Origin of the sequence: Marinimicrobium sp. C6131 (genome assembly GCF_026153455.1) — a bacterium.
In the GTDB taxonomy this organism is placed as follows: Bacteria; Pseudomonadota; Gammaproteobacteria; order Pseudomonadales; family Cellvibrionaceae; genus Marinimicrobium.
The window spans coordinates 928,628-952,445 of record NZ_CP110629.1; the positions used below are offsets into that span (position 1 = coordinate 928,628).

At 59.5% G+C, this 23,818-nt stretch carries 19 protein-coding genes; 16 read left to right on the top strand and 3 right to left on the bottom strand.

The features are described 5' to 3' along the window. Positions 1–85: 85 nt before the first annotated feature. Positions 86–1,393 (bottom strand): DEAD/DEAH box helicase, encoded by a 1,308-nt coding sequence (locus tag OOT55_RS03945; protein ID WP_265367850.1) that lies wholly within the window; start codon positions 1,391–1,393, stop codon positions 86–88. 526 nt (positions 1,394–1,919) lie between these two features. After that, positions 1,920–2,954 carry an IS110 family transposase gene (locus tag OOT55_RS03950; protein WP_265365857.1) on the bottom strand — a complete coding sequence of 345 codons (1,035 nt, stop codon included), beginning with the start codon at positions 2,952–2,954 and terminating at the stop codon, positions 1,920–1,922. A 256-nt stretch (positions 2,955–3,210) separates the two neighbouring features. On the opposite strand from OOT55_RS03950, the gene OOT55_RS03955 reads away from it, so the two are divergent. Next, positions 3,211–4,461, top strand: a complete 1,251-nt coding sequence (locus OOT55_RS03955) for a sensor histidine kinase (protein ID WP_265367851.1) — start codon at positions 3,211–3,213, stop codon at positions 4,459–4,461. A 49-nt stretch (positions 4,462–4,510) separates the two neighbouring features. Then, a complete protein-coding gene (locus OOT55_RS03960) occupies positions 4,511–5,998 on the top strand; it encodes a sigma-54-dependent transcriptional regulator (RefSeq protein WP_265367852.1) in 1,488 nt (495 codons plus the stop codon). 19 nt (positions 5,999–6,017) lie between these two features. On the opposite strand, the gene OOT55_RS03965 is transcribed toward OOT55_RS03960, so the two are convergent. After that, the gene (locus tag OOT55_RS03965) at positions 6,018–7,178 is read right to left on the bottom strand and encodes a PAS domain-containing protein (RefSeq protein WP_265367853.1); all 1,161 of its coding nucleotides are present in this window, start codon (positions 7,176–7,178) and stop codon (positions 6,018–6,020) included. Between the two features lie 38 nt (positions 7,179–7,216). Here OOT55_RS03965 and OOT55_RS03970 point away from each other — a divergent pair, with 38 nt between their 5' ends. The 14 genes from OOT55_RS03970 (at position 7,217) to OOT55_RS04035 (ending at position 23,798) form a co-directional block, all read left to right on the top strand. Continuing rightward, a complete protein-coding gene (locus tag OOT55_RS03970) occupies positions 7,217–11,002 on the top strand; it encodes a PAS domain S-box protein (RefSeq protein ID WP_265367854.1) in 3,786 nt (1,261 codons plus the stop codon). 1 nt (position 11,003) lies between these two features. Further along, on the top strand, positions 11,004–11,777 hold the full coding sequence (locus tag OOT55_RS03975) for an EAL domain-containing protein (protein WP_416140969.1): 774 nt from the start codon (positions 11,004–11,006) through the stop codon (positions 11,775–11,777). After that, positions 11,711–12,637, top strand: coding sequence for an EAL domain-containing protein (locus OOT55_RS17820; protein WP_416140970.1), 927 nt, complete (start codon positions 11,711–11,713; stop codon positions 12,635–12,637). The genes OOT55_RS03975 and OOT55_RS17820 overlap by 67 nt, the downstream gene beginning before the upstream one ends. A 139-nt stretch (positions 12,638–12,776) precedes the next feature. Further along, positions 12,777–13,142, top strand: a complete 366-nt coding sequence (gene fliE / locus OOT55_RS03985) for a flagellar hook-basal body complex protein FliE (protein ID WP_265367855.1) — start codon at positions 12,777–12,779, stop codon at positions 13,140–13,142. A gap of 49 nt (positions 13,143–13,191) precedes the next feature. Further along, the gene (gene fliF / locus OOT55_RS03990) at positions 13,192–14,895 is read left to right on the top strand and encodes a flagellar basal-body MS-ring/collar protein FliF (protein WP_265367856.1); all 1,704 of its coding nucleotides are present in this window, start codon (positions 13,192–13,194) and stop codon (positions 14,893–14,895) included. Between the two features lie 34 nt (positions 14,896–14,929). Next, a complete protein-coding gene (gene fliG / locus OOT55_RS03995; RefSeq protein WP_265367857.1) occupies positions 14,930–15,973 on the top strand; it encodes a flagellar motor switch protein FliG in 1,044 nt (347 codons plus the stop codon). Positions 15,974–16,033: 60 nt separating this feature from the next. Then, entirely contained in the window at positions 16,034–16,891 is an 858-nt protein-coding gene (locus OOT55_RS04000) for a flagellar assembly protein FliH (protein WP_265367858.1), read from the top strand. After that, positions 16,888–18,357: a flagellar protein export ATPase FliI gene (fliI, locus tag OOT55_RS04005; protein WP_416140971.1), complete on the top strand. Its 1,470-nt coding sequence runs from the start codon at positions 16,888–16,890 to the stop codon at positions 18,355–18,357. Before OOT55_RS04000 ends, fliI begins: the two co-directional genes overlap by 4 nt. A 3-nt stretch (positions 18,358–18,360) precedes the next feature. Then, positions 18,361–18,819, top strand: coding sequence for a flagellar export protein FliJ (gene fliJ / locus OOT55_RS04010; RefSeq protein ID WP_265367859.1), 459 nt, complete (start codon positions 18,361–18,363; stop codon positions 18,817–18,819). Between the two features lie 106 nt (positions 18,820–18,925). Continuing rightward, entirely contained in the window at positions 18,926–19,231 is a 306-nt protein-coding gene (locus OOT55_RS04015) for an STAS domain-containing protein (RefSeq protein ID WP_265367860.1), read from the top strand. A gap of 90 nt (positions 19,232–19,321) precedes the next feature. Beyond that, positions 19,322–21,055: an ATP-binding SpoIIE family protein phosphatase gene (locus OOT55_RS04020; RefSeq protein ID WP_265367861.1), complete on the top strand. Its 1,734-nt coding sequence runs from the start codon at positions 19,322–19,324 to the stop codon at positions 21,053–21,055. Positions 21,056–21,092: 37 nt separating this feature from the next. Further along, a complete protein-coding gene (locus OOT55_RS04025; protein WP_265367862.1) occupies positions 21,093–21,437 on the top strand; it encodes an Hpt domain-containing protein in 345 nt (114 codons plus the stop codon). A 190-nt stretch (positions 21,438–21,627) separates the two neighbouring features. Next, positions 21,628–23,058, top strand: a complete 1,431-nt coding sequence (locus tag OOT55_RS04030) for a flagellar hook-length control protein FliK (RefSeq protein ID WP_265367863.1) — start codon at positions 21,628–21,630, stop codon at positions 23,056–23,058. Between the two features lie 191 nt (positions 23,059–23,249). Continuing rightward, positions 23,250–23,798 carry a flagellar basal body-associated FliL family protein gene (locus OOT55_RS04035; RefSeq protein ID WP_265367864.1) on the top strand — a complete coding sequence of 183 codons (549 nt, stop codon included), beginning with the start codon at positions 23,250–23,252 and terminating at the stop codon, positions 23,796–23,798. The last annotated feature ends 20 nt before the right edge of the window (positions 23,799–23,818 follow it).

Below are 23,818 nucleotides of genomic sequence, written 5' to 3' on the forward strand. Positions count from 1 at the left end.
TGCGCTTACCCGCCCTACGGGTGGTTTGGTGGTTCAACCGTAAACAAAAACGGCACCCGAGGGTGCCGTTTTCAGTTCTTCGTTTTTACGCTCGCCGTTGACGACTTTTCTGATTTGGTCGACCGCCATTGCCGTTTTTGCTGGCGCTGGACGGCGCACTGTTACGGGCACGGTTGCCGGCCGGCTTGCTGCTGCGGCCCCGACCGCCGCCATTGTTCTGGCGACCCAACTGGATGGGCTCCGGGCGAATACTCGGGTCCGGTTCAAAGCCGTCGACCACAACCTTTTCCACATTGGTTTTGATCAGTTTCTCAATGTTGCGCATGAAGTTGTGCTCATCCACGCACACCAATGAAACCGCCACACCTTCACGTTCGGCGCGACCGGTGCGACCGATGCGGTGGACGTAATCTTCCGGCACATTGGGCAGTTCGTAGTTCACCACGTAGGGCAGCTGGTCAATGTCGATGCCGCGAGCGGCGATATCGGTGGCCACCAGGGTGCGAACCTTGCCGCTTTTGAAGTCGGCCAGTGCTTTGGTGCGCGCGCCCTGGCTCTTGTTGCCGTGGATGGCGGCGGCGGTAATGCCGTCATTCTGCAGTTGCTCGGTCAGACGGTTGGCGCCGTGCTTGGTCCGGGTAAAGACCAGCACCTGTTTCCAGTCGCCATCGCCAATCAGGTAAGACAACAGCTCACGCTTGCGGTTGCGATCCACCGGGTGAACCCGCTGGGTGATGCGCTCGGCGGTGGTGTTGCGCGGCGCGACTTCGATCAGCTCCGGCTGGTTCAGCAGTTTGTCCGCCAGTTGCTTGATCTCATCCGAGAAAGTGGCGGAGAACAACAGGGTCTGTTTCTGTTTGGGCAGCAGTTTCAGGACTTTTTTGATGTCGTGAATAAAGCCCATGTCCAGCATGCGGTCCGCTTCGTCCAGAACCAGGGTTTCCACCCGGTCCAGTTGCAGAGCGTTCTGCTGTACCAGGTCCAGCAGGCGGCCCGGTGTGGCCACCAGAATGTCGACGCCTTTGCGCAGGGTCATCATCTGGGGGTTGATGCTCACCCCGCCGAAAACCACGGTGGAGCGCAGCGGCAGATGCTTGCCATAGGTGCGTACGCTGTCGTGCACCTGGGCGGCGAGTTCGCGGGTCGGCGTCAGGATGAGCGCGCGCACCGGGCGATACTTCTGGCCGGATACGTCTTTACGACTCATGTTTTCCAGCAGTGGCAGGGTAAAACCGGCGGTTTTACCGGTACCGGTCTGGGCGGCCGCCATCAGATCGCCGCCTTTGAGGACGGTGGGAATGGCTTTGGCCTGAATGGGCGTAGGTACGGAGTAGCCCGCGTCGTCAAGCGCACGCAGGAGTTCGGCGCGAAGGCCGAGTTCAGCAAATGTCATGAAATGTGTTTCCTGTGGCCCGATCCCTGCCCAACAAATGTGGGTACGGTCTGGGTGAGCCATGATGAGGTATCAGAGAAGAGCGACGCCGACCGAAGGACGCCGAAGCGCGGACTATAACACAGTTGGTTGGAAAGCGCACGGTACATTTGTTTACCTCAAGAAGCTGTCTCGCATGGGGGTCTTTGGTTTTGGTTGCGGCGGATGCGGCCTCCGGCCTTATCCGTATATGGTCTCCTCCCCGTTTGCAAGGTCTCAGTGCTCGATGTCAGGGACAGGTTGGCTCCCGTATATCCGGCCTGTTGAACGAGGCGGCTTTGTCGCCTCTGGCCTTGATGGAAGATGCGCGCCTGCCGTCCTCATCGCCCTAACGGCCTTTGGGGCCCTCGGATAAGTCAGGTTTTCGGCAGGCCGGTCTGACCTGTTATGCCATCGATCGCTGTGACCCTCGCAACCTGAGGGAAGGTTTACCTCCGTAACTATCTACGTCGCCTCGTTTGTCTATTCCACTCGCTCCCTGATTAACTTATCCGGCCATTCGCTCCTCGATCGGCCGGTACCGCTCGCCTCGGGCGATGATCACCCAGGCCATGCGGACTAACTTGTTGGCCAGCGCTACGGTGGCTTTGTTGAACCCCCGCTCGGCCTTGATGCGCTGGATCCAGCGGCTGAGCGGGTCGCTTTTCTGGTCCGCTCGTGACACCACCGCCCGAGCTCCGTGGATCACCTGCGCCCGCACATAGGGATCACCCCGTTTGCTGATCCCCAGAAGGACCTCCTTGCCACCGGTGCTGTTCTGTCTCGGTATTACCCCCAGTGCCGCCGAGGCATCCCGCCCCCGGCCGAACTGCTGGCCATCGCCCATCCAGCCTTTGAGCTGGCTGGCTACCACCGGGCCAACACCCGGCAGCGCATCCAGGCGTTGGCAGACCTCATCGGCTTTGGCCTGTCGCTTCACCTCCTGGTCATACCAGGCCAACTCCTCTTCTACCTCCAGGAAGCGCTGATACTGACGGTGCAGCAACTGCCGAGCCCGTGGGCTCAACTCGTTCTCGGCATCCTCCAGCGCCAGGGGCAGTTCCCGGCGCAGGGCCGCTATCCCCTCAGGGATGATGACACCGTACTCGGCGAGCAAGCCTCGCAGCCGGTTGCCCATCCGGGTGCGCTCAGCGATCACGCTGCGGCGCAGCTTGTGCAGCATCTGCTCATCCTGCTGCTCGATACTCTTGATCGCCACCGGGCGGATTCGTCCGTGCTCACAGGCCTCGGCGATCGCCTGGGCATCGTTGTAGTCGTTCTTCTGGCCCCGCAGATACGCCTTCACATGCTGGGCCGGCAGCAGCTTCACTTCGTGCCCCAGTGCCTGTAGCTTGCGCCCCCAGTAATGGGCGCTGGCGCAGGCTTCCATGGCTACCTTGCAAGGGGCCAGCTTTGCCATCTGATTAAGCAGTTGCTTGCGGCGCAATTTGCGCCTCCACCCGCACTGGCCATTCGGGCCCAGTCCGTACACTGCAAACTCATTCTTTGCGAGGTCAATGCCAATCGTTGTAAGCTTTGCCATGGTCTCCTCCCACTCATCTCAGATAGGAACTTATTCCTCCCCTATCTTGGCGCATCGCGACGCCGATTAGGAGGGGAGGAGACCATCTCATCGCCCTACGGAAACCTTTGTGACGGAAAATTGACTTGGGGTTATATTTGAGTTTTGTAAGCTATTGAATAATAAAAGAAAATCAGATTGGCACCCTCCTTGCAAAACCCGATATCAAGCAACGGCCCAGCGCCGGAAAACCGTAACGTGACAGAGGGAGTGCCCCATGGCTGAGGGTGCATCGACCATTTCCGAGAAGTCCGTCGCCCGCGCCAGGGCCGACGTGGTCAGTCTACGACCGTCGGCGCTACGCCCCGCAGGTGAAGGGGCGGGTGGCGCGCGCGACCAGGGCTTTGACCTGTTTGAGGATCTGTCGCAGCGGCTGGTGACGTCTCACGAAATGCTGGAACGGCAGGTGGCGAAGCTCAGTGGCGAGGTGTCCAGCCTCGAAAAAGAGCGCCGTGAGGCTCAGCTTGAAAAGGAAAAATTCGCCAACCGCCTCGATAACCTGATCAATTTTCTGCCGGGTGGTGTGATCGTGCTCGATTCCACGGGACGGGTGACCGAAGCCAACCCCGTGGCGGTGGACCTGTTGGGTGAACCACTGGAGGGGATGCCCTGGCGCGAGGTCATCGCACGCTCGTTCAAGCCGCGCAGCGATGACGGCCATGAGGTGTCTCTGCAGGACGGACGGCGCATTCGTATTGCCACCCGCAATCTGGGCGTGGACGGGCAGATTATCCTGCTGACGGACCTGACCGAAACCCGGCGGTTACAGAGCGAGCTCAGTCGGCACGAACGACTGTCCGCTATGGGCAAAATGATGTCCGCGCTGGCCCACCAGATTCGCACGCCGCTCTCGACCGCCATGTTATACGCCGGGCACCTGCGCAACAGTGAGCTGGACGAGTCGCGTCGCGGTGAGTTTACCGACAAACTATCCAGCCGGCTCAATCATATTGAACGGCAGATTCAGGACATGTTGCTGTTTGTCAAAGGCGAGCTGCCCCTGAATGACTACATCACCGTGGAAGATCTGCAAAGTGGCCTGGCGGAAGCGCTGGAAGTGCCGCTGAACACCTCCGCCAGCCACTGTCAGTGGTTGAACAGTTGTGCCCACGTGCGTCTGCGTTGTAATCGCGAAGCGCTGATTGGTGCCTTGCAGAACCTGTCGAATAACAGTATCCAGGCGGTCGGCAAGGGCGCCGAGCTGTTGATCAACTTCAAACATGAAGTGGTGCGAGGCCAGCACTGGCTGGCGATTCACCTGACCGACAAGGGGCCCGGTATTGACCCGGAGTTACTGCCCCGGGTGCGAGACCTGTTTGTCACCACCAAGTCCCAGGGAACCGGTCTGGGGTTGGCGGTGGTGCAGGCGGTTGCGAGAGCGCACGGTGGTGCCTTTGATCTGCGCTCGGAAGTCGGGCAGGGCACGCATGCCACCGTATTGTTGCCGTTGGCTCAGTCCTTCAAGTAAAGCACCCATGCGGTGCAAAGGTTAACCTGAACATCCATTGGAGAATCACATGACGCAAGCAGCACGACAGGCTTCCCCGGACACGGTCCGGCCCCGCATTCTTGTGGTGGAGGATGATGCGGCACTGCGAGAGGCGCTGGCGGATACGCTGGAGCTGGCGAGCTATGATGTCATTGAGGCCGACAGTGGCGAGCAGGCGCTGGCTAAACTCAATGCCGATAGCGACTGTCAGATGATTGTGTCAGACGTCAATATGAGCGGCATGAGCGGACAGGAATTGCTGCAGGCGGTGAAGCAGCAATACCCGCAGATTCCCATGATGTTGATCACGGCTTATGCGAGCATCAATCAGTCCGTCGATGCCATCAAGCAGGGCGCGGTGGATTATCTGGTCAAGCCATTTGAACCCGCCCTGTTGGTGGACACCCTGGCGCGTCACCTCGGCTCCGCGCCGGTGGGAGATGAGCCGGTGGTTCGGGCCGCGTCCAGTCAGCGACTCTTGCAATTGGCACAGCGAGTGGCTCAGTCGGAATCGACCGTATTGATCCTCGGTGAATCCGGTACCGGGAAAGAGGTGCTGGCACGCTACATTCACAACCACTCGCCGCGTCATCACAAGCCGTTTGTCGCAATCAACTGCGCGGCCATTCCCGAGAACATGCTGGAGGCGATGCTGTTCGGTCATGAGAAAGGCGCCTACACGGGGGCTCATGCCAGCGCGCCAGGCAAGTTCGAACAGGCCAACGGCGGCACCTTATTGCTGGATGAAATTTCGGAAATGAATGTCGGGTTGCAAGCCAAACTACTGCGTGTGCTTCAGGAGCGGGAAGTGGAGCGTCTGGGTGGGCGCAAGACCATCCCGCTGGATGTCCGGGTGATTGCTACCTCGAATCGCGATATGCGCGAGCAAGTGGCCAACGGGCAATTCCGGGAAGATCTGTACTATCGGTTGAGTGTGCTGCCCTTACAGTGGGCGCCACTGAGGGAGCGACGGGAAGATATCGTGCCTCTGGCTGAACAGCTGTTGCGCAAGCACGCCCAAAAACAGCGGCGCGGCTGGGTGCAACTGACCGACTCAGCCCGGGCAGCGCTCACCGATTATGCCTGGCCCGGGAACGTGCGTGAACTGGACAATGTTATGCAGCGGGCGTTGATTCTTCAGCCGGGTGATCTCATCCAGGCCGAAGATCTGGGGCTTGAGGCGGACCGGGCGTATGCGGATGTGGCGTCGAGTACAGGTTCGGGCGCCGCACGGAATGATGCGAACCCGGTTGATGTCGCCCATGACAATGATGTGTCGGCCTCTGCACTGCCGACCACGGACCCTGCTGCTCCGGCTTCCGGCACGTCGGTCGAACAACCGGCTTTGGGCAGCGACCTGAAGCGCCGGGAATTTGAAATCATCGTCAATACTCTCAACAGTGAGCGCGGCAGTAAAAAACGCACCGCGGAACGGTTGGGCATCAGTCCGAGAACTTTGCGGTATAAAATGGCTCGCCTGCGTGAAGCCGGTTTTCCGGTGGATGGGTTGGCGTAGGGCTCCTCTCTGCGGGCGCTCAGACTGTCACCGCCGACTCCGGAATTTCAACGGCGCTGCCATACCATTTAATGATGTTGCCGTTGATGTCCCGCGCAGGGGTCGCCTGAACCTGGTGCCAACGGTACTGTCCATCGTAGCGACGGATGCGAAACTGAATGCTATAAGGACGACCCGTTTGTATGCATTGGGTCCAGGTCTGAACACAGCGTTCCTGATCGTCGGGATGCAATAACATCAGCCATTCTCCTGGTGCCGACAGCGTTTCCCGTGGCACCCCAGAATAGTCACTCAGGGCCTGGTTAAAATAATCGATTGAACCGTCGGAAAGGGCACTCCAAACCGTGACCGGTAACGCGTCTAATTGTGCCTGTAGCGCGCGGGCGTTATCCGCAAACCGGTTGTTGGAGTGAGTGGTTCCGGTCAGGTCTTCGAGGGTGCCGACAACGCCAATTTGTATCCCGTGATGATCGAACAGAGGGCGCCCTGAGGTTTGCACCAATCGCTGTTGTCCGCTGCGAGTGATGAGAGGCAATTGTTGAGTATAAGGTTTGCCACGTTCAACGCACTCATCGAATGCGGCGACCACTTGCGTGCGGCCGGGCTCCGGGAAAAAACTCAAGGCACCATCGGCTGGTGGGGGCTCGCCCGCTGACAGACCAACGATCGGATTGATCAGCTCCGAGCGGTGGAATGTCTGACTGGCCTTGTCATAACACCAGTAGCCGATACCGGCCTGATGGCTCAACATGTCCAGAGTGGCTTGCGCTTGTTGGAGGCGGCGCTGGCAGGACTCCAGTTGCCGCCGGGTGTCGTCCTGCGCTTGACGAGTCGCCAGCCAGCGTAGGCTTATTGTCAGGGTAACACTGATGGCGAGAAGGCTGAGTAGCCGATTAACCAGCACAGCCACCAGAGGGAATCCCTCGGGCAAATCGGCGAGCACGAGGCCTGCACTGCACAACAGGAGCGACCAAAGCCCTATGTTCAGCACCCAACCCCTATCTTGTGTCTGATTGGCAAGGGCGATTACGAGCAGGTAGAGAATGCCATGAGCGATACCAAGAGGCGTCACTATGTCGGCGGCAAAAATCAATAGAAATGCAGCGACTGAAATCTGCCGATATTTTGACGTGTTGCGACGGGTGCCGGTTTGATCACGTTGGTTTACACTGATCTTCATACCAATGGCCTTGGATGGAAGTGTGTGGGTTTATCTTAATGAAAGCACAGTCAAATAAAATAGTCGAGCGGTTGGCGGCGCACCGAACCTATGCGGTGGTCCTGCGGTGGGCGGTTCTGTCCTTGGGCATATTGGTCCTCGGGCTGCATTTTCACGAGTTCTCTTTATCTTCAGATTTTTTGGCGGTAAGCACGGAAGCCTGGTGGCGCTACGTTGGGGAGGGCGCGCTGCTGATCCTGATTCTCGCGTTGGTGATGTTGGCGGCGAGCAATGACCGGAAACGCCAGGTATTGGAGCAGTCACTTGACAATGAACTGGTGTTGTTTCGCCAACTGGCGGAAAGTGTCCAGGAGGTTTTCTGGCTGACGGAAGTGGAATCCGGGCAGTTGTTGTATGTTTCCCCTGCCTATGAACCTTTGTGGGGACGGTCCCGAGCGTCGCTACTGGCCGACCCCGATCAGTGGTTCGATGCGGTGATTCCTGAACATCAGCAACGTGTCGCTGAAATGCGCGAACAGCAGATTGGGGGTCGTTATGACATCGAATATGAAATTCAACGCCCCGATGGCAGTCGGCGCTGGGTGCATGATCGGGCTTTTCCAGTGCGTAATGATCAAGGACAGGTGGTGCGACTGGCGGGTTTTGCATCGGATGTAACGGATCAGCGTTGGCTGTCTCAAGCGCTGGTGCGGCAAGACCGTCTTCTGAATATCGCCACTCAGATGGCGCGCGTGGGAGGCTGGTCGGCGGATCTGATTGCCGAACGGGTCACATTGAATGACGAAGCCTGTGCCATTTTTGATGTACCGTCCGGCACCGTGTTCACGCTTGAACAGGCCTTCAGTTATTACACGCCGCAATTCCAGCGTCAGGTGTCTGAAGCTGTGGATCATGCCATTCAGGAGAAAGCCCCCATAGACCTGGAGGCGCAAATTGTCACGGCGGTGGGGCGTTATATCTGGATTCGGGTCCAGGCACATCCCATACTGAACGGGCAGGCTGAAGTGGTGCGCCTGGAAGGCGCTGTGCAGGATGTGACCGAGCGCAAACATGCCTCGTCGTTGCTGGCCCAGGGTATTCAGCGCTTTCGTGAGTTTGCCAACGCCATGCCCCATCTGGTCTGGACCGCGGATCTGGCAGGACGTCTGGATTATGGCAACCGGATGCTGGAGGAATTTCTTGGCTGTGAGCACGACGATCCGCTATTGGATGATACCTGGCGGCAAGCCATTGAGGCGGATGATAAAAGCCGCTATAACCTCGCCTGGGATATGGCCCTGGATCAGGGCGGGCGCCTGGAGCTGGAGGTCCGTTTGCGCCGCTTCGATGGCGCCCGGCGTTGGCATGCTCTGCAGGCCATGCCGATAAAGGACCCCCACGGACGGACGATCAAGTGGTACGGCAGCGCCATCGATGTCCATGAGCGGCGCGAAAGTGAGGAGCGTGCCAAACGCTTGGCAGAGCGTCTGGCAACGACACTGGAAAGTATCACTGATGCGTTTTTCACGCTCAACACTGAGTGGGTTTTCACCTATGTAAATCGGGAGGCGGAGCGGCTGTTAAAACGGTCTCGAGACGAACTGCTGGGGCAACGCCTGTGGGACGCCTTCCCGGATGCACTGGGGACCGAATTTGAACGCCGTTACCGTCAGGCGGTAGCGACTGGCGTCAAAGTGTCGTTTGAGGCCTACTTTGAACCACTGGGTTATTGGTCATCGGTCAATGTTTTTCCTTCGTCGGACGGCCTCGCCGTTTATTTTCAGGACGTAACCGAGCGGCGGCGCGCCGAAGAGGAACAGCAGCGTATTCAGGAGCTGGAGCGTTCCCGGGAACTGGCGGAAATGGCCAGCGCCACCAAGTCCCGTTTTCTGGCTACCATGAGCCACGAGGTGCGCACGCCCATTAACGGCATAGTGGGGATGGTGGATGTACTCCACCAGACCAGTCTGCGGGGGCATCAGGTGGAGATGGTCGATATCATCCGGGAGTCGGCCCAGTCCTTGTTGGGTATCGTGGATGATATCCTGGACTTTTCGAAAATTGAGGCGGGCAAGCTGGAACTTTCACCCGTCCCCTTCTCTCCCTCGGCGCTGGTTCGCAGCGTCTGCCTCTTGCTGGACCGGATGGCATTGAATCAGGGTGTTGAGCTGACGCTGTTCTCAGATCCGGCCCTGCCCGCACAGGTTCTGGGTGATGAGCTGCGCATCCGCCAGGTGTTGCTCAATCTGGTCAATAATGCCATCAAGTTCTCCTCCAAAATGGACCGTCAGGGTTCAGTGGCTGTGCGCCTGTACGTGGCTGGGCGCACCAGTGATCGGGTTCACCTGGCCTTTCATGTGATCGATAACGGCATCGGCATGACACTGGAGACGCAGCAACGACTGTTCAGCCCTTTTACCCAGGCGGATGTATCCACCACCCGGCAATACGGTGGAACGGGGCTGGGATTAAGTATCAGCTACAGTCTGATACAGGCAATGGAGGGCGACATCAAAGTGTCCAGCGAGCTTCACAAGGGATCTGAGTTTCGTGTATCCCTTGAATTGCCGGTTGTGGCGGACAGTCTGCCAGCACCGGTGGCACCCGATCTGAGTCAGGTCCACTGTGTGGTTTGGCCGCAGCACCAGGGGGCGGATTGGGAGGCCTATTTGCGTGCGGCAGGCGCCAGTGTCCACGGCCCGGATCAAGTGCCTGAGTTTGCCGCCCAGGATCCATCACTATGGTTACTGGTGTGCGATACCGGTTCCAATGGTGAAGCGATGATGACTTTCGCGGAGCATGCGTCATTGCCGGTGTGGCCAGCGCATTATCGTTGGTTATTGATTGGGCGGGGTTACCGGCGTCGGGCGCGAGAAGATAAACCGGGGCATTTTTGCGTTGATAGCAACAGCCTTTCGCCAATGGCGTTTTTACAGGCCGTGGTGACGACCTTGGGGAAACAACCTGAAGATGGACATGATTCGCTCGGTGGACACCGTTCAGAGCAGCGGACGATGCCGAACCGGGAGCGGGCGCTGCGCGAAGGGCGGCTGGCGTTGGTAGCCGAAGACAACGAAACCAACCAGCGGGTCATTGAGCGGCAGTTGGCGATGTTGGGCTTTGCTGCAGATCTGTGTGACGATGGCAGGCAAGCGTTTCGTCGATGGCAACAGCTTAGGCACGATTACGCTCTGGTGCTGACGGACTTGCATATGCCGGATATGGACGGCTACGCCCTGACTGCCGCTATTCGACAGGATGAAGCGAAGGAGGGCGCTGTTGCCCCGGTCCCTATTGTGGCACTTACCGCCAATGCGATCGCTGGCGAGGCCGAACGGTGTCGGCAACTGGGTTTCGATGGTTACCTGATAAAGCCCGTGTTAATGGATACGCTGAAAGCGTCGTTGGAGCAATGGACAGGTGTGTCTCCGGGGCAATCGTTGACAGGACATGCAGAAAGCGGACGGGTAGTGCTGGTTTCCGAGGCCCTGGATTTGCGGGTGTTACAGGAGCTGATCGGTGGCGATGATGCCCTGTTAGCGGAATTTGTGGATAGCTTCCGGAGCAGTTCAGAGGAGTTGGTGACACGCCTGCGGGAAGCGGCGACCCAACAACGGTGGGGTGCGGTTGCCGATGCGGCGCACTCCCTGAAGTCGTCGGCCCGGTCGGTTGGCGCCAATGGTTTGGCTGACCGGTCACTCGCTCTGGAGCGCTGGGGGCGTTTGCCTGACCGAGAGAAGTCTCTGGCCGGTGAGTTGTTGAACAATTTTGAAGCCGAGTGGCGTCGGGTGCAAACGGCGTTGCAACAAGTCCAGATCTATTTGAACCAGCAGTTGCGAGGGTGAGATGAACAAGAGCAAAGTCAAAATCATGACGGTGGACGACGACGAATTTATGCGCCGTCTGATCAGTCGCCTACTGACGAAGCTCGGTTATGTCATGATCAAAGAAGTTGATGGAGGTCGCCGAGCCGTAGATCTGTTGCGTGCGTTGAAAACACCGCCGGACGTTCTGATTCTCGACCTGAAAATGCCGGATCTGGATGGTATAGAAGTGGTCCGGCATCTGGTTGAGTTGAAGTTCCCCGGGCAGCTGATTTTGCTGAGTGGCGAGGAGGAACGTCTGTTGCGCACGGCACAGAATCTGGTTCACGCACACAACATTCCCGTGTTGGGTTATTTGACCAAGCCGGTGGACGACCGGGAACTCGGACTGTTAATGGACAAACTGCTCAACCAGGCGCCGGCGCGACTGGCGAGGAATAACCAGTCAGTCACCGCTGAAGAGCTGCGCGAAGCCATCGCCCGCAATGAACTTTTTAACGAGTATCAGCCCGTGGTTTCACTGGTCGATGGCGAGCTGGCAAGCCTGGAGGTGTTGGTGCGTTGGCAGCACCCGAAACATGGGCGGGTGATGCCCGACCAGTTTATTTATCTGGCCGAGGAGCAGGGGCTGATTGACGATCTGACCCGCTGGGTGATCGGGGAGGCGTTGCAGCAATCAATGCGCTGGAAAAAAATGGTATTCACTGTGCTTTGTCGGTCAATCTGTCGATGGATAATCTGGAACAGTTGGATTTCACGGATTGGCTGCAGAGTGCGCTTCAGGATGCCGACCTGAAGCCCTGGGACCTGATTCTGGAAATTACCGAGAGTCGGCCCATGCGTCGTCCGGAAATCGTACTGGATAATCTGACCCGCCTTCGGTTGAAGGGCTTTAAGCTTGCCATTGACGATTTCGGCACCGGCCATGCATCCCTGGCTCAGATTCGGGATATTCCTTTTGACCAGTTCAAGCTGGATCGGAGTTTTGTTCATGGTGTCGGGCAGGAGCGTCGAATTCGGGTCATGTTTGAATCGGCCCTGGGGTTGGCAAAAGAGTTGGGGCTGGAAATTACGGCCGAGGGCGTGGAAGACGAAAACGATTGGCAGTTCCTACGCCAACACGATTGCCACAAAGCGCAGGGTTACTTTATTGCTCGCCCTCTACCCGCCGATCAGGTGAGTGGCTGGTTAGATCAGTGGCGCGACGAGACCAGTAAAGCGCTATTTCCCCATCTCAATGCCAGCACCATTCATGAGTCTTCCACTAGTGGTGCCGGGCCGTCCTCCAAAGGACCGGCACTTATCGTCGAAGACAATGACTTTCAGCGTAAGGTCCAGGCGAGAATCATGCGGGAGGAGGGCTTTGAGCCGTATCTCGCCGCCAGCGCCCAGGAGGCGCTGGAAGCGCTGAGAGAACTGCGTCCCAGCTTGATTATGATTGACATCGAGATGCCCGGAATGAACGGCCTGGATCTGCTTCGGCGATTACGGGGTACCCGGGTGTTCGCCCGCACGCCGGTGTTGGTGATTTCCGGTGTCAATACCAAAACGGTGGTGCAGGACAGTCTGTCGGCGGGCGCCACGAGCTTTATGGTCAAGCCCTACAACCGTCAGACGCTCATCGAGCGCGTTAACCGGGCACTCCAGGGAGCCTAGGTTACACACTAGCCAGGCAAGGCACCCATGCGGTGCCGACGTCAACACCGGCGGCAATACCTGGCCCGTTTTGTGCAGTATTTCTTCTGAACGCTTGAATCCGGCGAAATCGCCAAATTTTTGTCGCAGGGGAAATACCATGACCGATCGCGTTGACATCAACCGCCTCCTGGTGGAAATGCGCTCCCTCAAATCCCAGACCCAGGCCTTCCAGAAGCCCCAGGGCATCAACCCCATAAGCGAGGGGCAGCCCGGGTTGCGCACGGAAGCCGGCCGGGACGTCCCCGGGTTCGGTGAAGTCATGGCTCAGGCTCTCAACAAAGTCAACGACACCCAGAAGGCCTCGGGCGCCCTGCAGGCGGCCTACGAGCGAGGCGAGCCGGGCGTCGACATCACCGATGTCATGGTCGCGTCCCAGAAATCCAGCGTCGCCTTTCAGGCCACCCTTCAGGTGCGCAACAAGCTGGTTGAAGCCTATCGCGACATCATGAATATGCCGATCTGATGGTCGGCCCCGTTTCTGATCCTGACAACGTATAACGAGATACACGCACATGGCTGCAGCTGATTCCGCCGTCGGCGACGACACCTCAAGCGCCGGTCGCAAACGACCGGGCAATGACCTCATCGAGGGATTCAGTAACCTAAACCTGGTCCGTCAGGCCGGTTTGATGGTGGGGCTGGCGGCGGCCGTGGCCATCGGCTTCGCCGTGGTGCTCTGGACGCAGGGAGAGGAGTATCGTCCCTTGTTACCGGGCTTGAACCCGAGCGAGTCCCCGGAGGTGGTGACCGTGCTGGAGCAGGCTCAGATTCCGTTCCGTATCGATCCGGGCACCGGCGGCCTGCTGGTGGCGGCGGACGACCTCTCGGCCGCCCGCATCCAACTTGCCCAAGCGGGTATTCCCCGGGATAACACCACCGGTTTCGAACTGATGGATCAGGAGCAACCCCTGGGCACCAGCCAATTTGTGGAGAGCACCCGGTATCATCGGGCCATGGAGGGGGAGCTCGCGCGCACGATTTCCAGCATGAACAATGTTCGCAGCGCCCGCGTTCACCTGGCGGTTCCCAAGCGCTCGGTGTTTGTGCGGGATGTACGCGAACCCCGCGCCTCGGTGTTTCTGGATGTAAACCCCGGACGTAGTCTGGACGCCAGTCAGGTCAAGGCGATTACCAATCTGGTGGCCTCCAGTGTGTCCGAACTCAACGCGGACGCCGTGACCATTGTGGATCAGCACGGTGAGTTGCTATCCGCCAAAGAAGAAAACACCGAGTTGCTGATGGCCGACCGCCAGCGCGAATACACCCGCAGGGTGGAAGATGGACTGGTACAGCGGGTCAACCGGATTCTGGAACCCGTACTGGGCAGTGAGAACTTTCGTGCGGAAGTCAGTGCCGATGTGGATTTTACGGCCACAGAGCAAGCGGCGGAGACCTTCAATCCGGACATGCCCGCCATCCGCAGTGAGCAGATCATGAACGAGTCCACCAGCGGACGGGATCAGGGCGGTATTCCCGGCGCCTTGACCAATCAGCCGCCGGGCACCGCTGAAGCGCCGGAGCAGATTGACCCGGAAACCGGAGAGCCGGTCAATGAGGACTCTCCGCGCGAAGTGCGTGAGCGCGCCACCCGCAATTACGAACTGGATCGGACCATCAGCTATACCCGGTTTCAACAGGGACGGGTCGATCGCCTGTCGGTGGCTGTGGTGGTAGACGACAAAGTCGAGCTGGATGAGGCGGGCAACGAAACGCGGGTTGCCTGGACCGACGCGGAGCTGCAGCGTCTGGAGTTGCTGGTGCGCGATGCGGTCGGCTTCTCCGCCGCGCGCGGTGACAGTGTCAATGTACTGAATTCACCGTTTCGGGCACGCAGCCTTGAAGAGTTTACGACACCGGAACTGCCCTGGTGGCAGCAACCCTGGCTGTTTCCTTACCTGAAGCAGGGCGCCGGCATTCTGGTATTGGTGCTGCTGATTTTTGGTCTGCTGCGGCCGGTGCTCAAGAGTCTGGCCCGAACCGGTGGCCGGGCCTCGGAAGAGGAGGAAGCGCGGGAATTGGCCGCGCTGGAAGAGTCCGGACTGGGTGGGTATGATGGCCTGTCGGACGAAACCGTCACTCTGACCGGCGGCGCCCTGGGGCTGCCCGGGCCGGAGGAGAGTTACGAGCAGCAACTGAACGCCGTTAAAGGGCTGGTGGCCGACGACCCGGGGCGGGTTGCCCAGGTGGTGAAAAGTTGGATCAACCGGGACGATTAAGCGATACCCGTCGACTGAGTGAGAGAGGAACCCCGTGGCTGATAAAGCGCCTGCAGCGGATAAAAACGCACCTGCCAAACCCGCATCGAAACTGAATCATGTGGATCAGGCGGCCATTCTTCTGATGTCGCTCGGCGAAGCCGATGCGGCGGAAGTGCTTCGCCATATGGGCCCCAAAGAGGTGCAGCGTATCGGTGGTGCCATGGCGCAGATGAAAAACGTCCAGAAAAGTGACGTTCAGGCGGTGTTGAGCAATTTTCTCGAGGAAGTGCGCACCCTCACCGGCTTGGGCACGGACTCCGACGCTTACATCCGCAATATGCTGGTGACCGCCCTCGGTGAAGACAAGGCCAGCGGCCTGATCGATCGAATTCTGTTGGGCGGCAATACCACCGGCCTGGACACCCTCAAGTGGATGGAGCCGCGCTCCGTGGCCGATGTGATCCGCAATGAACACCCTCAGATTCAGGCCATTGTGGTTTCCTATCTCGATCCCGACCAGGCCGCAGAAGTGCTCAGCTTTCTGAGTGAGAAAATGCGTCTGGATATCATGATGCGGGTCGCGTCTCTGGATACCGTACAGCCCAGCGCCCTGCAGGAACTGAACGACATTCTGGAAAAGCAGTTTACCGGTAGTGCCTCCTCGCAGACCAAAGCGGTCGGCGGTTACAAAACGGCGGCGGAAATCATGAACCATCTGGATGGTACTATTGAGGCCGACCTGATGGACTCCATCAAGGAGTTGGATGAGGATATGGGTAACCAGATTCAGGATCTCATGTTCGTCTTCGACAACCTCAAGGATGTGGATGACCGGGGCATTCAGATGTTGCTGCGCGAGGTGTCTTCCGAAGTGCTGATCGTGGCGCTCAAAGGGGCCGATAACGAGCTGCAGGACAAGATTTTCAGCAATATGTCCAAACGTGCGGCCGAGCTGTTGCGCGACGACCTGGAGGTGAAGGGGCCGGTGCGGCTGTCCGAAGTGGAGGCCGCACAGAAAGAAATTCTTACCATTGCCCGGCGTATGGCCGATGCCGGCGAAATTGTGCTCAGCAACAGTGGCGAAAAAATGCTTTAATCGCGCTGGAGTTTTCTTCAGTGTTGTTGTTTCTGATGCACCACCAACGGCGTCGTAATCATGACCACCAAAAAACTTGCCAACCGGATTCCCGCCGAAGAGCTAGAGCACTATCAGACGTGGGTTCTGCCGCCGATTCACGGTGAACAGGACCGTGTGTTGCCCAGTGCGGAGCGTGAAGCTCGCCAGCGCGCCGAGGAAGCGGAACGGCGCAAAGGCGAGAAAATTGAAGATGTGGACTACGACGGTGGCAGCAGTGGCTTGAGCGCCGAAGAAATGCAGCGCCTGGTGGATGCCGCCGAACAGGAGGGCCGCGAGCAGGGCTACCAGGCCGGCTTCGAGCAGGGACGCGCTGAAGGGTATGAGGCGGGCCAGCAGAAAGGCTGGGAGGAGATGCGTCAGAAACTGGCCGCTGAACAACAGCGCTTTCAGCACCTGGTGCAGTCTCTTCGGGAGCCTCTGGCGGAGCAGGAAGACGCGCTGGAGCAGTGGTTGCTTGAGGCGGTCTGTGCGCTGACACGCAGCCTGGTGACGCGGGAGTTGCTGACGGACTCCAGTCATATCATGGAGCCGGTTCGCGCGGCCGTGGCGGCATTGCCCGCCGGTGCCGAACACTTGCATATTTACCTCAATCCCGATGATCTTGCACTGGTGGAAGCTTACGCCGAGGAGCATCGCCTCGCTTGGACTTTTCACGCCGATGAGGACCTGTTGCCCGGTGGTTGCCGGGTGGAAACCAAAGAAAGCCAGGTGGACTTCTCCGTTGAACACCGACTGGCCCAGCAGTTGGACGCCTTCGTGAACCGTCAGTTGGGTAGTGATACCCAGGTGAGTGACGACGACGGGTATGGTGATGAGGCGCTGCGGCGCGATCACGAGACCGGTCACAGCCCGACCGAAGGGAACGAAACACCGTGAGAGATGACGCTGTTCCACCCGGTGCCCGTTCGCCACTGCTGGAACGACTGCGCGGTTTCGGCCCGACCGGAGTACCCGACGCCCCGAAACCGGAAGCCGAAGGCCGTCTGACCCGGTCGGTGGGCATGACCCTTGAAGCCGTTGGACTCAACGTATCCGTGGGACGCCAATGCCAGGTGATCAATCGGGATGGCCGCCGGATTGAAGCGGAAGTGGTCGGCTTTGACGACGACATTGTCTATCTGATGCCCGTCAAGCGCGTCGAGGGCCTGCAGCCCGGCGCCCGGGTCATTCCCATATCCACACATCAGGGCATGCGTGTGGGTCCCCGTTTGCTCGGCCGGGTGGTCAACGGCCTGGGGCAGCCGCTGGACGATGCGGGGCCACTGCGGGGCGACGATTTTCTGGACTTTGCGCCGCACGACATCAATCCGCTCAAACGCCACCCGATCAGTGAACCCCTGGATGTGGGGATACGGGCAATCAACGCCCTGATCACCGTGGGGCGCGGGCAACGCCTCGGCCTGTTTGCCGGCAGCGGCGTCGGCAAGAGCGTTCTGATGGGCATGATGACCAAATACACCACGGCGGATGTGGTGGTGGTCGGCCTGGTGGGCGAGCGGGGCCGCGAGGTCAAGGAGTTCATTGACCATATTCTCGGCGCCGAGGGGATGGCACGTGCGGTGGTGGTGGCTTCGCCGGCGGATGATGCCCCTTTGATGCGGCTTCGGGCGGCCCAGTTGTGCAGCCGGATTGCCGAGTATTATCGGGACCAGGGAAAGAATGTTTTATTGTTGATGGATTCCCTGACCCGCTTCGCCCAGGCGCAACGGGAGATTTCCCTGGCCATCGGCGAGCCGCCGGCTACCAAGGGCTATCCGCCTTCCGTGTTTGCGAAGATCCCCCAACTGGTCGAGCGGGCCGGGAACGCGGCTCGGGGAGAAGGGTCGATTACCGCCTTCTACACGGTGCTCTCCGAGGGGGATGATCTGCAGGACCCGATTGCGGATGCCGCCCGGGCCATTCTGGATGGGCACATTGTGCTGTCCCGTCGGCTGGCGGAGGAGGGCGTTTATCCCGCCATCGATGTCGAGGCGTCCATCAGCCGGGCGATGCCCAATATCGTTGACGAGTCCCACCTGAAGTCCATGCAGCGATTCAAGCAGTTGCTGTCCCGCTATCAGCAGAATCGGGACCTGATCAACATTGGCGCCTATACGCCGGGGGCGGATCCTGAAACCGATGCGGCCATTGAGCGGTTCCCCCATCTCAGAGCGTTTATTCAGCAGGGGCTGGGGCAGGCGGTGCAACTGGATGAAAGTGTCAATCATCTGCAGCGCACCCTGCAGCCGTCGGGGCCGTCGGGCACGGTGCCGGGCCGAGGGCAGCCGGGAAGCGGGTCCGCCGGCGCGGGGCCGCGTCGTGGGCCGCTGGCGGCTCAGCACAGCGGCCGGGGACAGCGCTAAGTCATGGCGGAACAACGCTCGGAACGACTCAAAGTGGTTCTGATGGTGGCGGAGCGTGAGGAGCAGGCCGCCGCCGCCCGGCTCGGGGAAGCCAGGCAGCAGCTTGAGCAGGAAGAGGGTCAGTTGGCCCAGTTGCGGGAGTATCAGGCACAGTATCTGGCGGACTATCGCGAGCGGCGCCGGGGCGTCGATGCCCGCTCCCTGATGAGCTACAGTGGTTTTTTGCAGCGTCTGGGGGAGGCTCTGGGCGGGCAGGAGCAGAAACTGGCCCAGGTGCGCCATCACCTGGACCAGTGCAGACGACAGTGGCAGGAAAAGTACCACCGCCGCCGCTCGCTGGAAGACATGATTGAACGAATGCAGCGCGAGGAAAATGGCGCCCTTGAGCAGCGCCAGCAGCGCGAACTGGACGATCTGGCCGCCCAGCGTATGGGCCGGACGGGTCCGACCCGAAAACGCTGACGGGGCAGTGGAATTACGCTATGCTTAAGGTCGCTCTGTGCCGGATTGCTTTTGCGCGAATGCTTTGGCCTGAACAATAACGTGTCAGAAAGGATGTGAAACAGTTATGGCGATAACCTCCACCCTGTCCGCCGACGGTACCCTGCTCACCATCTATATTCAGGGCCGGTTCGATTTCAGTTCGCACCAGGATTTCCGGGGCTCGTACGAGCGTCTGGAGAAAGCGCCGGAACGCTATCGGGTGGACCTTCAGGAAACGACCTACCTGGACAGCTCCGCCCTGGGGATGTTGTTGCTGTTACGTGATCACGCCGGTGGTGACCGGGCGAATATCGAAATCCGGAACTGTAGCCCGGACGTCAGGAAAATTCTGACCATATCCAATTTCGAACAGTTATTCGATATCCAGTAATCGGGTACCAATCGGGCCGATCATCGAGCTTGTGGTCGGCTTTGGCAGGGCGGCAGTCCGCCGCCTCGGGCGCGAATGGAGACGCTGCGCATGACCGACGACAGTCCGCTGACCATCCTGATTGCTGACGACTCCGAAACGGACCGCCAGATTCTTCAGGCCATAGTCGCTCGCGATGGCCACCGGGTGATCAGCGCCCGTGACGGACGCGAAGCCGTGACGGTGTTTGAGCGGGAGCGGCCGGACCTGGTATTGCTTGATGCCCTGATGCCCAATCTGGACGGTTTTGGCGCCGCCCGGCGGATCAAGGCCCTCGCGGGCGAGTCGCTGGTGCCGATCATTTTCCTGACCTCATTGACCGATACAGAGTCCCTCGTGCAGTGCCTCGACGCCGGGGGAGACGACTTCCTGTCCAAGCCCTATAACCGCGTCATTATCCAGGCCAAAATCCGGGCATTCAACCGCATGCGGGCCATGCATGCCACCATTCTCGATCAGCGCGATCAGATCAGCCGTCATAACCAGCACCTGCTGCAGGAGCAGACGGTCGCCAAACAGGTGTTCGACAACATCGCTCACAGCGGCTGTCTGGACTCCAACAATGTCCGGTACTACCTGTCTTCACTGGCGGTGTTCAACGGCGACATTCTGGTGGCGGGCATGCGTCCCGGGGGCAGTATGATGGTGCTGCTGGGGGACTTTACCGGCCACGGTCTGCCCGCGGCGGTGGGGGCCATTCCGCTGGCGTCGACGTTTTACGGGATGGTGTCCAAGGGCTTCGCCATGAGCGACATCCTCCGGGAAATCAATCACAAATTGAAGACCATTCTTCCGGTCGGAATTTTCTGCTGTGCCACCATGGTGGACATCAATTTCCGGCGCCAGCGCATTCGGGTCTGGAGCGGCGGTTTGCCTCCCGGCTATATCCTTCGTCAGGGAGATGAGCCTCCGCAGGCGATTACCTCAACGCACCTGCCCCTGGGTGTGTTGGGCAACAGCGCCTTCAAGGACGATATGGAAACCTATGAGCTGGCCTGGGGTGACCGTCTGTATCTCTGGTCCGACGGTATTCATGAAGCCCGAAGTCCCGAGGGCGAAATGTTCGGTGAAGAGCGGTTGAATGTGCTTTTCAGGGAACATCGCGAGACCTCTCCCAGAAATGACGACCGGCTCTTTGACGAAATTCTGGCCAGGGTCCAGCAGTTTGTGGGCCGGGGCGAACGCGATGACGATCTGTCGCTGGTAGAGATCCGGATGGACCGGCCGGATAACGTCAATGCGGTCGCCGCCGAGGCGGCGCGACGCAACCGCTCCACCTTGTCCGAGTGGAACATGAACTTCGATATTCTGCCAGCGAGCTTTCGTCAGTTTGATCCGATGCCGCTGTTGTTGAATATCCTGGTGGAGGTGCCCGGTCTGCGGCAGCATAGCGGAACGCTGTATACCATTTTGTCCGAGCTGTATTCCAATGCCCTGGAACACGGGATCCTGGGATTGGACTCGGGGTTGAAGGGTACACCGGAGGGGTTTGCCCGCTATTATGAGATCCGGCAAAAACGCCTTGAAGAGGTCAGTGAGGGATTGATTCGCATCCATCTTCATCACAGCACCACAGAAGAGGGCGGCCTGCTGCGGATCGCCGTGGAAGATAGTGGTCCGGGGTTTGACGGTCTCGAGGAACCCGGTGCCCGTTTGGTCTCGGGACAGGCGCCGGGTTATGCCGGCCGGGGCCTCGCGCTGATTGAAAAACTGTGCGATGCTGTTCAGTATCCGGGTGAAGGTAACCGGGTCGAAGCGGTGTTTTCGTGGAATGCGGATGACTGACACGAAACGGATGAGAGACTAACCGGAGGCGCGCCCCATGAGTTCGGAAACCCACCTCAATCGTGAGGTTCTGACGACACTGCAGGACGTGATGGACGATCAGTTTCCGGTGTTGATCAATACCTTTCTGGCAGACTCGGAAGAGCGTATTCGTCAACTTCAACGGGCGCTGGCGGCTCAGGATAGTGACACCGTGTGGCGTCAGGCGCACAGTTTCAAAGGCAGCTGCAACAACCTTGGTGCAGAACGACTGGCCGAGCTGTGCCAGGGAATGGAAGCACGCGGCCGGGCCGGTGAAATCGAAGGGCTGGAACAGGCGCTGGTGTCCGTTCAGGAAGAATTCGCCAAACTGAAAGTCACTTTGAACAGCTTCGCAGGCTGATCGTCGGTCGACTCCGTCCGGTGTGATTGTTGCGGTTTTCCTCGCGTCTGTACGCCTCCCGCTGTCAGTTGTCATTACCCACTCCCTTGCTGGCATTAACCTTGCAGTTCCCCTCTGAGAAACGGGCCTTTGCCCCAGTTTAACCGGTTGGCGGCAAACCTTTGCCGCCAACCTTGCCGGAGTGGTGTCGATGCCAGGTCATTCACAAATCAGCAGTCTGTTGTCTTTCAACTCAGAGGCCTCGCCGGTTCGGCGTCGCGCGGCGCCGGAGGGAGAGGGTTTTCGGCAGGTATTCGAAGGCACAGCCAGTCGTGCCTCCTCGTCGGACCGGGAGCAGGCGTCGCTGCCGGAACGGAGTGAGTCCCGTGAGGGCGTGAAACGCGAATCCGCGAGCGCTCAGCGAGAAGCGGACGTCCGTGATAACCGGCCGGATGAGGGGGCCACTTCCGGACGCGCCGCGGAAAACGAAGCCACCCGGACGAACGCTTCTCAGCGCCCGGAAGCGTCGCCAAGCGATTCCGGAGCGGCCGGTGCCAGCCACGAAGGTGAGTCCGACGGCAGCACTGTGCTGTCCAGAGACGACAGGGCCTTGCTGGCCGATTTGAGCAGCGAAGACTGGGGGGCGTTATCGGAAGATGTGACGGCCCTATTGGAACAGCTCAAGAGCCAGTTGGATGAGGGCAGTCTGGCACCGGAGCTGGAAAAGGCGCTGCGCCAATTGCTGGCGGACCTGAAGGACGGTGCGCCCCTGGATCAGGTGGCTGAGAGTCTGGACGCCATTCCGGTCACGGCACTGCCCGAACTGGCGGCCCGGTTCCCGGGCGCTACGACGCTGCGCGACGCGATCGGTCGCACGGGTGCCGCCTACCTGTCTCAACTGAGCGCCATGGCGAGCCAGCGACCGGCGGCGGCCGGTGCTTCAGGCCCCGACGTCGGGTTGCCAATGGCGATCTCTGGTGACAAAGGCGCGGAGGGGCTGGATCTCAAGGGGCTGCTGGAGTTGAGTGTCTCAGCGGGCAAAAACGGCAAAGAGGCCTTTGCCCAGACCCTGCAAGCGATCTCTGAAGCCTCCGCCCAGCCAGCGTCCAGAGCCAGTACTTCGTTTGATGGCGGTCAGTCACCCGCCAACGCCCTGGCCCAGTTGGAAAGTGCCAACCGCGGCCAACCGCTCTCTCCGACGGAGCGGGGATTCACCGTGCAGACCGATGTCCGGGTCCCGGTGGGGCAGGGGCAGTGGGGGCAGGCCGTTGGGCAGAAAGTGCTCTGGATGGCGTCGCAAAAGCTGTCCAGCGCCGAGCTGCGTCTGGATCCCCCCGATCTGGGTCCCATGCAGGTCCGGGTCAGTGCCAATCAGGATCAGATCAGTGTGACCTTTACCAGTCCTCAGGCGGCGGTGCGGGAAGCTCTGGACCAGAACGCCAACCGTCTGCGGGAAATGTTCGCTGAACAGGGGCTGGACCTGGTGGATGTGAATGTCTCGGATCAGTCCGGTCGGGAGCAGGCAGACGAAGACGGTGAGGGCCGGACGGCGGGCCGGGCCCTGAATGGCGACGCGGATGATCCAGAGGCCGAAGTGATCGAACAGCGTATCAGCGATCGTCTGGTGGACCACTACGCTTGAGCAGAAGGGGCCGGGTGGATGACGCTTCGCTCTGAAGCGTCGTACCGGTCCGTCTTGGCTCCCGTGAATCCCCTCGTTCTTTCTTGCCCGAACGCCTTCCCTGTGCCAAAGTATCCGCGCAAGCCCCGTGCCTGACTTGGCACGGGGCTTGCTCCATCCCCTTCAAGAACTGTGAATGACGGAATTTTGGCATGGCCGAAGAAGACGATGAGCGCGAGCTGACCGAAGAAGAACAGGCGGAAATCGATCGCAAGGCCCGACGCAACCAGAAAATCAAACTGGCTGTCCTGGCACTGTTGCTGGTGGTGTTGTCGGTGGGGGTAACCCTGGGACTGCTGCACTTTCTGTCGCCGGATGAGCCGGTGCCGGATGGCGAAACGGCTGAAGCCGAACCGACGGAACCCCTGGAACCAGCGCGTCAGCAGGCGATTTACTTTCCGCTGAAGGAAAAATTTGTCATCAACTACAATGTGCGTGGCCGGCAACGCTTTCTGCAGACCGAAGTGAACCTGATGTTGCGCGATAATGAAGTAGTCAAAGTGCTGGAGCAACACCTGCCCCGGGTTCGCAATGACCTCATTATGCTGTTCAGTGGCCAGGAGTTTGAGGATCTGCAGACGCCAGAGGGCAGAGAGTTGCTGCGTCAGGACGCCCTGCGTCGGGTGCAGGCCATTCTCGAGCAGGAAATGGGGCAACCCGGCGTCGAGCAGGTCCTGTTTACCAGCTTTGTGATGCAGTAAAAACGATAAGGTAGCCGCTC

What these genes read in the sequence shown, in the direction of transcription:
- fliF (WP_265367856.1), top strand. Translation starts at nt 13,192, where the DNA reads ATGGCTGCAGCTGATTCCGCCGTCGGCGACGACACCTCAAGCGCCGGT.
- OOT55_RS04025 (WP_265367862.1), top strand. Translation starts at nt 21,093, where the DNA reads ATGAGTTCGGAAACCCACCTCAATCGTGAGGTTCTGACGACACTGCAG.
- OOT55_RS03965 (WP_265367853.1), bottom strand. Translation starts at nt 7,178, where the DNA reads ATGAAGATCAGTGTAAACCAACGTGATCAAACCGGCACCCGTCGCAAC.
- OOT55_RS03955 (WP_265367851.1), top strand. Translation starts at nt 3,211, where the DNA reads ATGGCTGAGGGTGCATCGACCATTTCCGAGAAGTCCGTCGCCCGCGCC.
- OOT55_RS04035 (WP_265367864.1), top strand. Translation starts at nt 23,250, where the DNA reads ATGGCCGAAGAAGACGATGAGCGCGAGCTGACCGAAGAAGAACAGGCG.
- OOT55_RS03950 (WP_265365857.1), bottom strand. Translation starts at nt 2,954, where the DNA reads ATGGCAAAGCTTACAACGATTGGCATTGACCTCGCAAAGAATGAGTTT.
- OOT55_RS17820 (WP_416140970.1), top strand. Translation starts at nt 11,711, where the DNA reads ATGGATAATCTGGAACAGTTGGATTTCACGGATTGGCTGCAGAGTGCG.
- OOT55_RS03970 (WP_265367854.1), top strand. Translation starts at nt 7,217, where the DNA reads ATGAAAGCACAGTCAAATAAAATAGTCGAGCGGTTGGCGGCGCACCGA.
- OOT55_RS04030 (WP_265367863.1), top strand. Translation starts at nt 21,628, where the DNA reads ATGCCAGGTCATTCACAAATCAGCAGTCTGTTGTCTTTCAACTCAGAG.
- fliJ (WP_265367859.1), top strand. Translation starts at nt 18,361, where the DNA reads ATGGCGGAACAACGCTCGGAACGACTCAAAGTGGTTCTGATGGTGGCG.
- OOT55_RS03975 (WP_416140969.1), top strand. Translation starts at nt 11,004, where the DNA reads ATGAACAAGAGCAAAGTCAAAATCATGACGGTGGACGACGACGAATTT.
- OOT55_RS04015 (WP_265367860.1), top strand. Translation starts at nt 18,926, where the DNA reads ATGGCGATAACCTCCACCCTGTCCGCCGACGGTACCCTGCTCACCATC.
- OOT55_RS04000 (WP_265367858.1), top strand. Translation starts at nt 16,034, where the DNA reads ATGACCACCAAAAAACTTGCCAACCGGATTCCCGCCGAAGAGCTAGAG.
- OOT55_RS03960 (WP_265367852.1), top strand. Translation starts at nt 4,511, where the DNA reads ATGACGCAAGCAGCACGACAGGCTTCCCCGGACACGGTCCGGCCCCGC.
- OOT55_RS03945 (WP_265367850.1), bottom strand. Translation starts at nt 1,393, where the DNA reads ATGACATTTGCTGAACTCGGCCTTCGCGCCGAACTCCTGCGTGCGCTT.
- OOT55_RS04020 (WP_265367861.1), top strand. Translation starts at nt 19,322, where the DNA reads ATGACCGACGACAGTCCGCTGACCATCCTGATTGCTGACGACTCCGAA.
- fliE (WP_265367855.1), top strand. Translation starts at nt 12,777, where the DNA reads ATGACCGATCGCGTTGACATCAACCGCCTCCTGGTGGAAATGCGCTCC.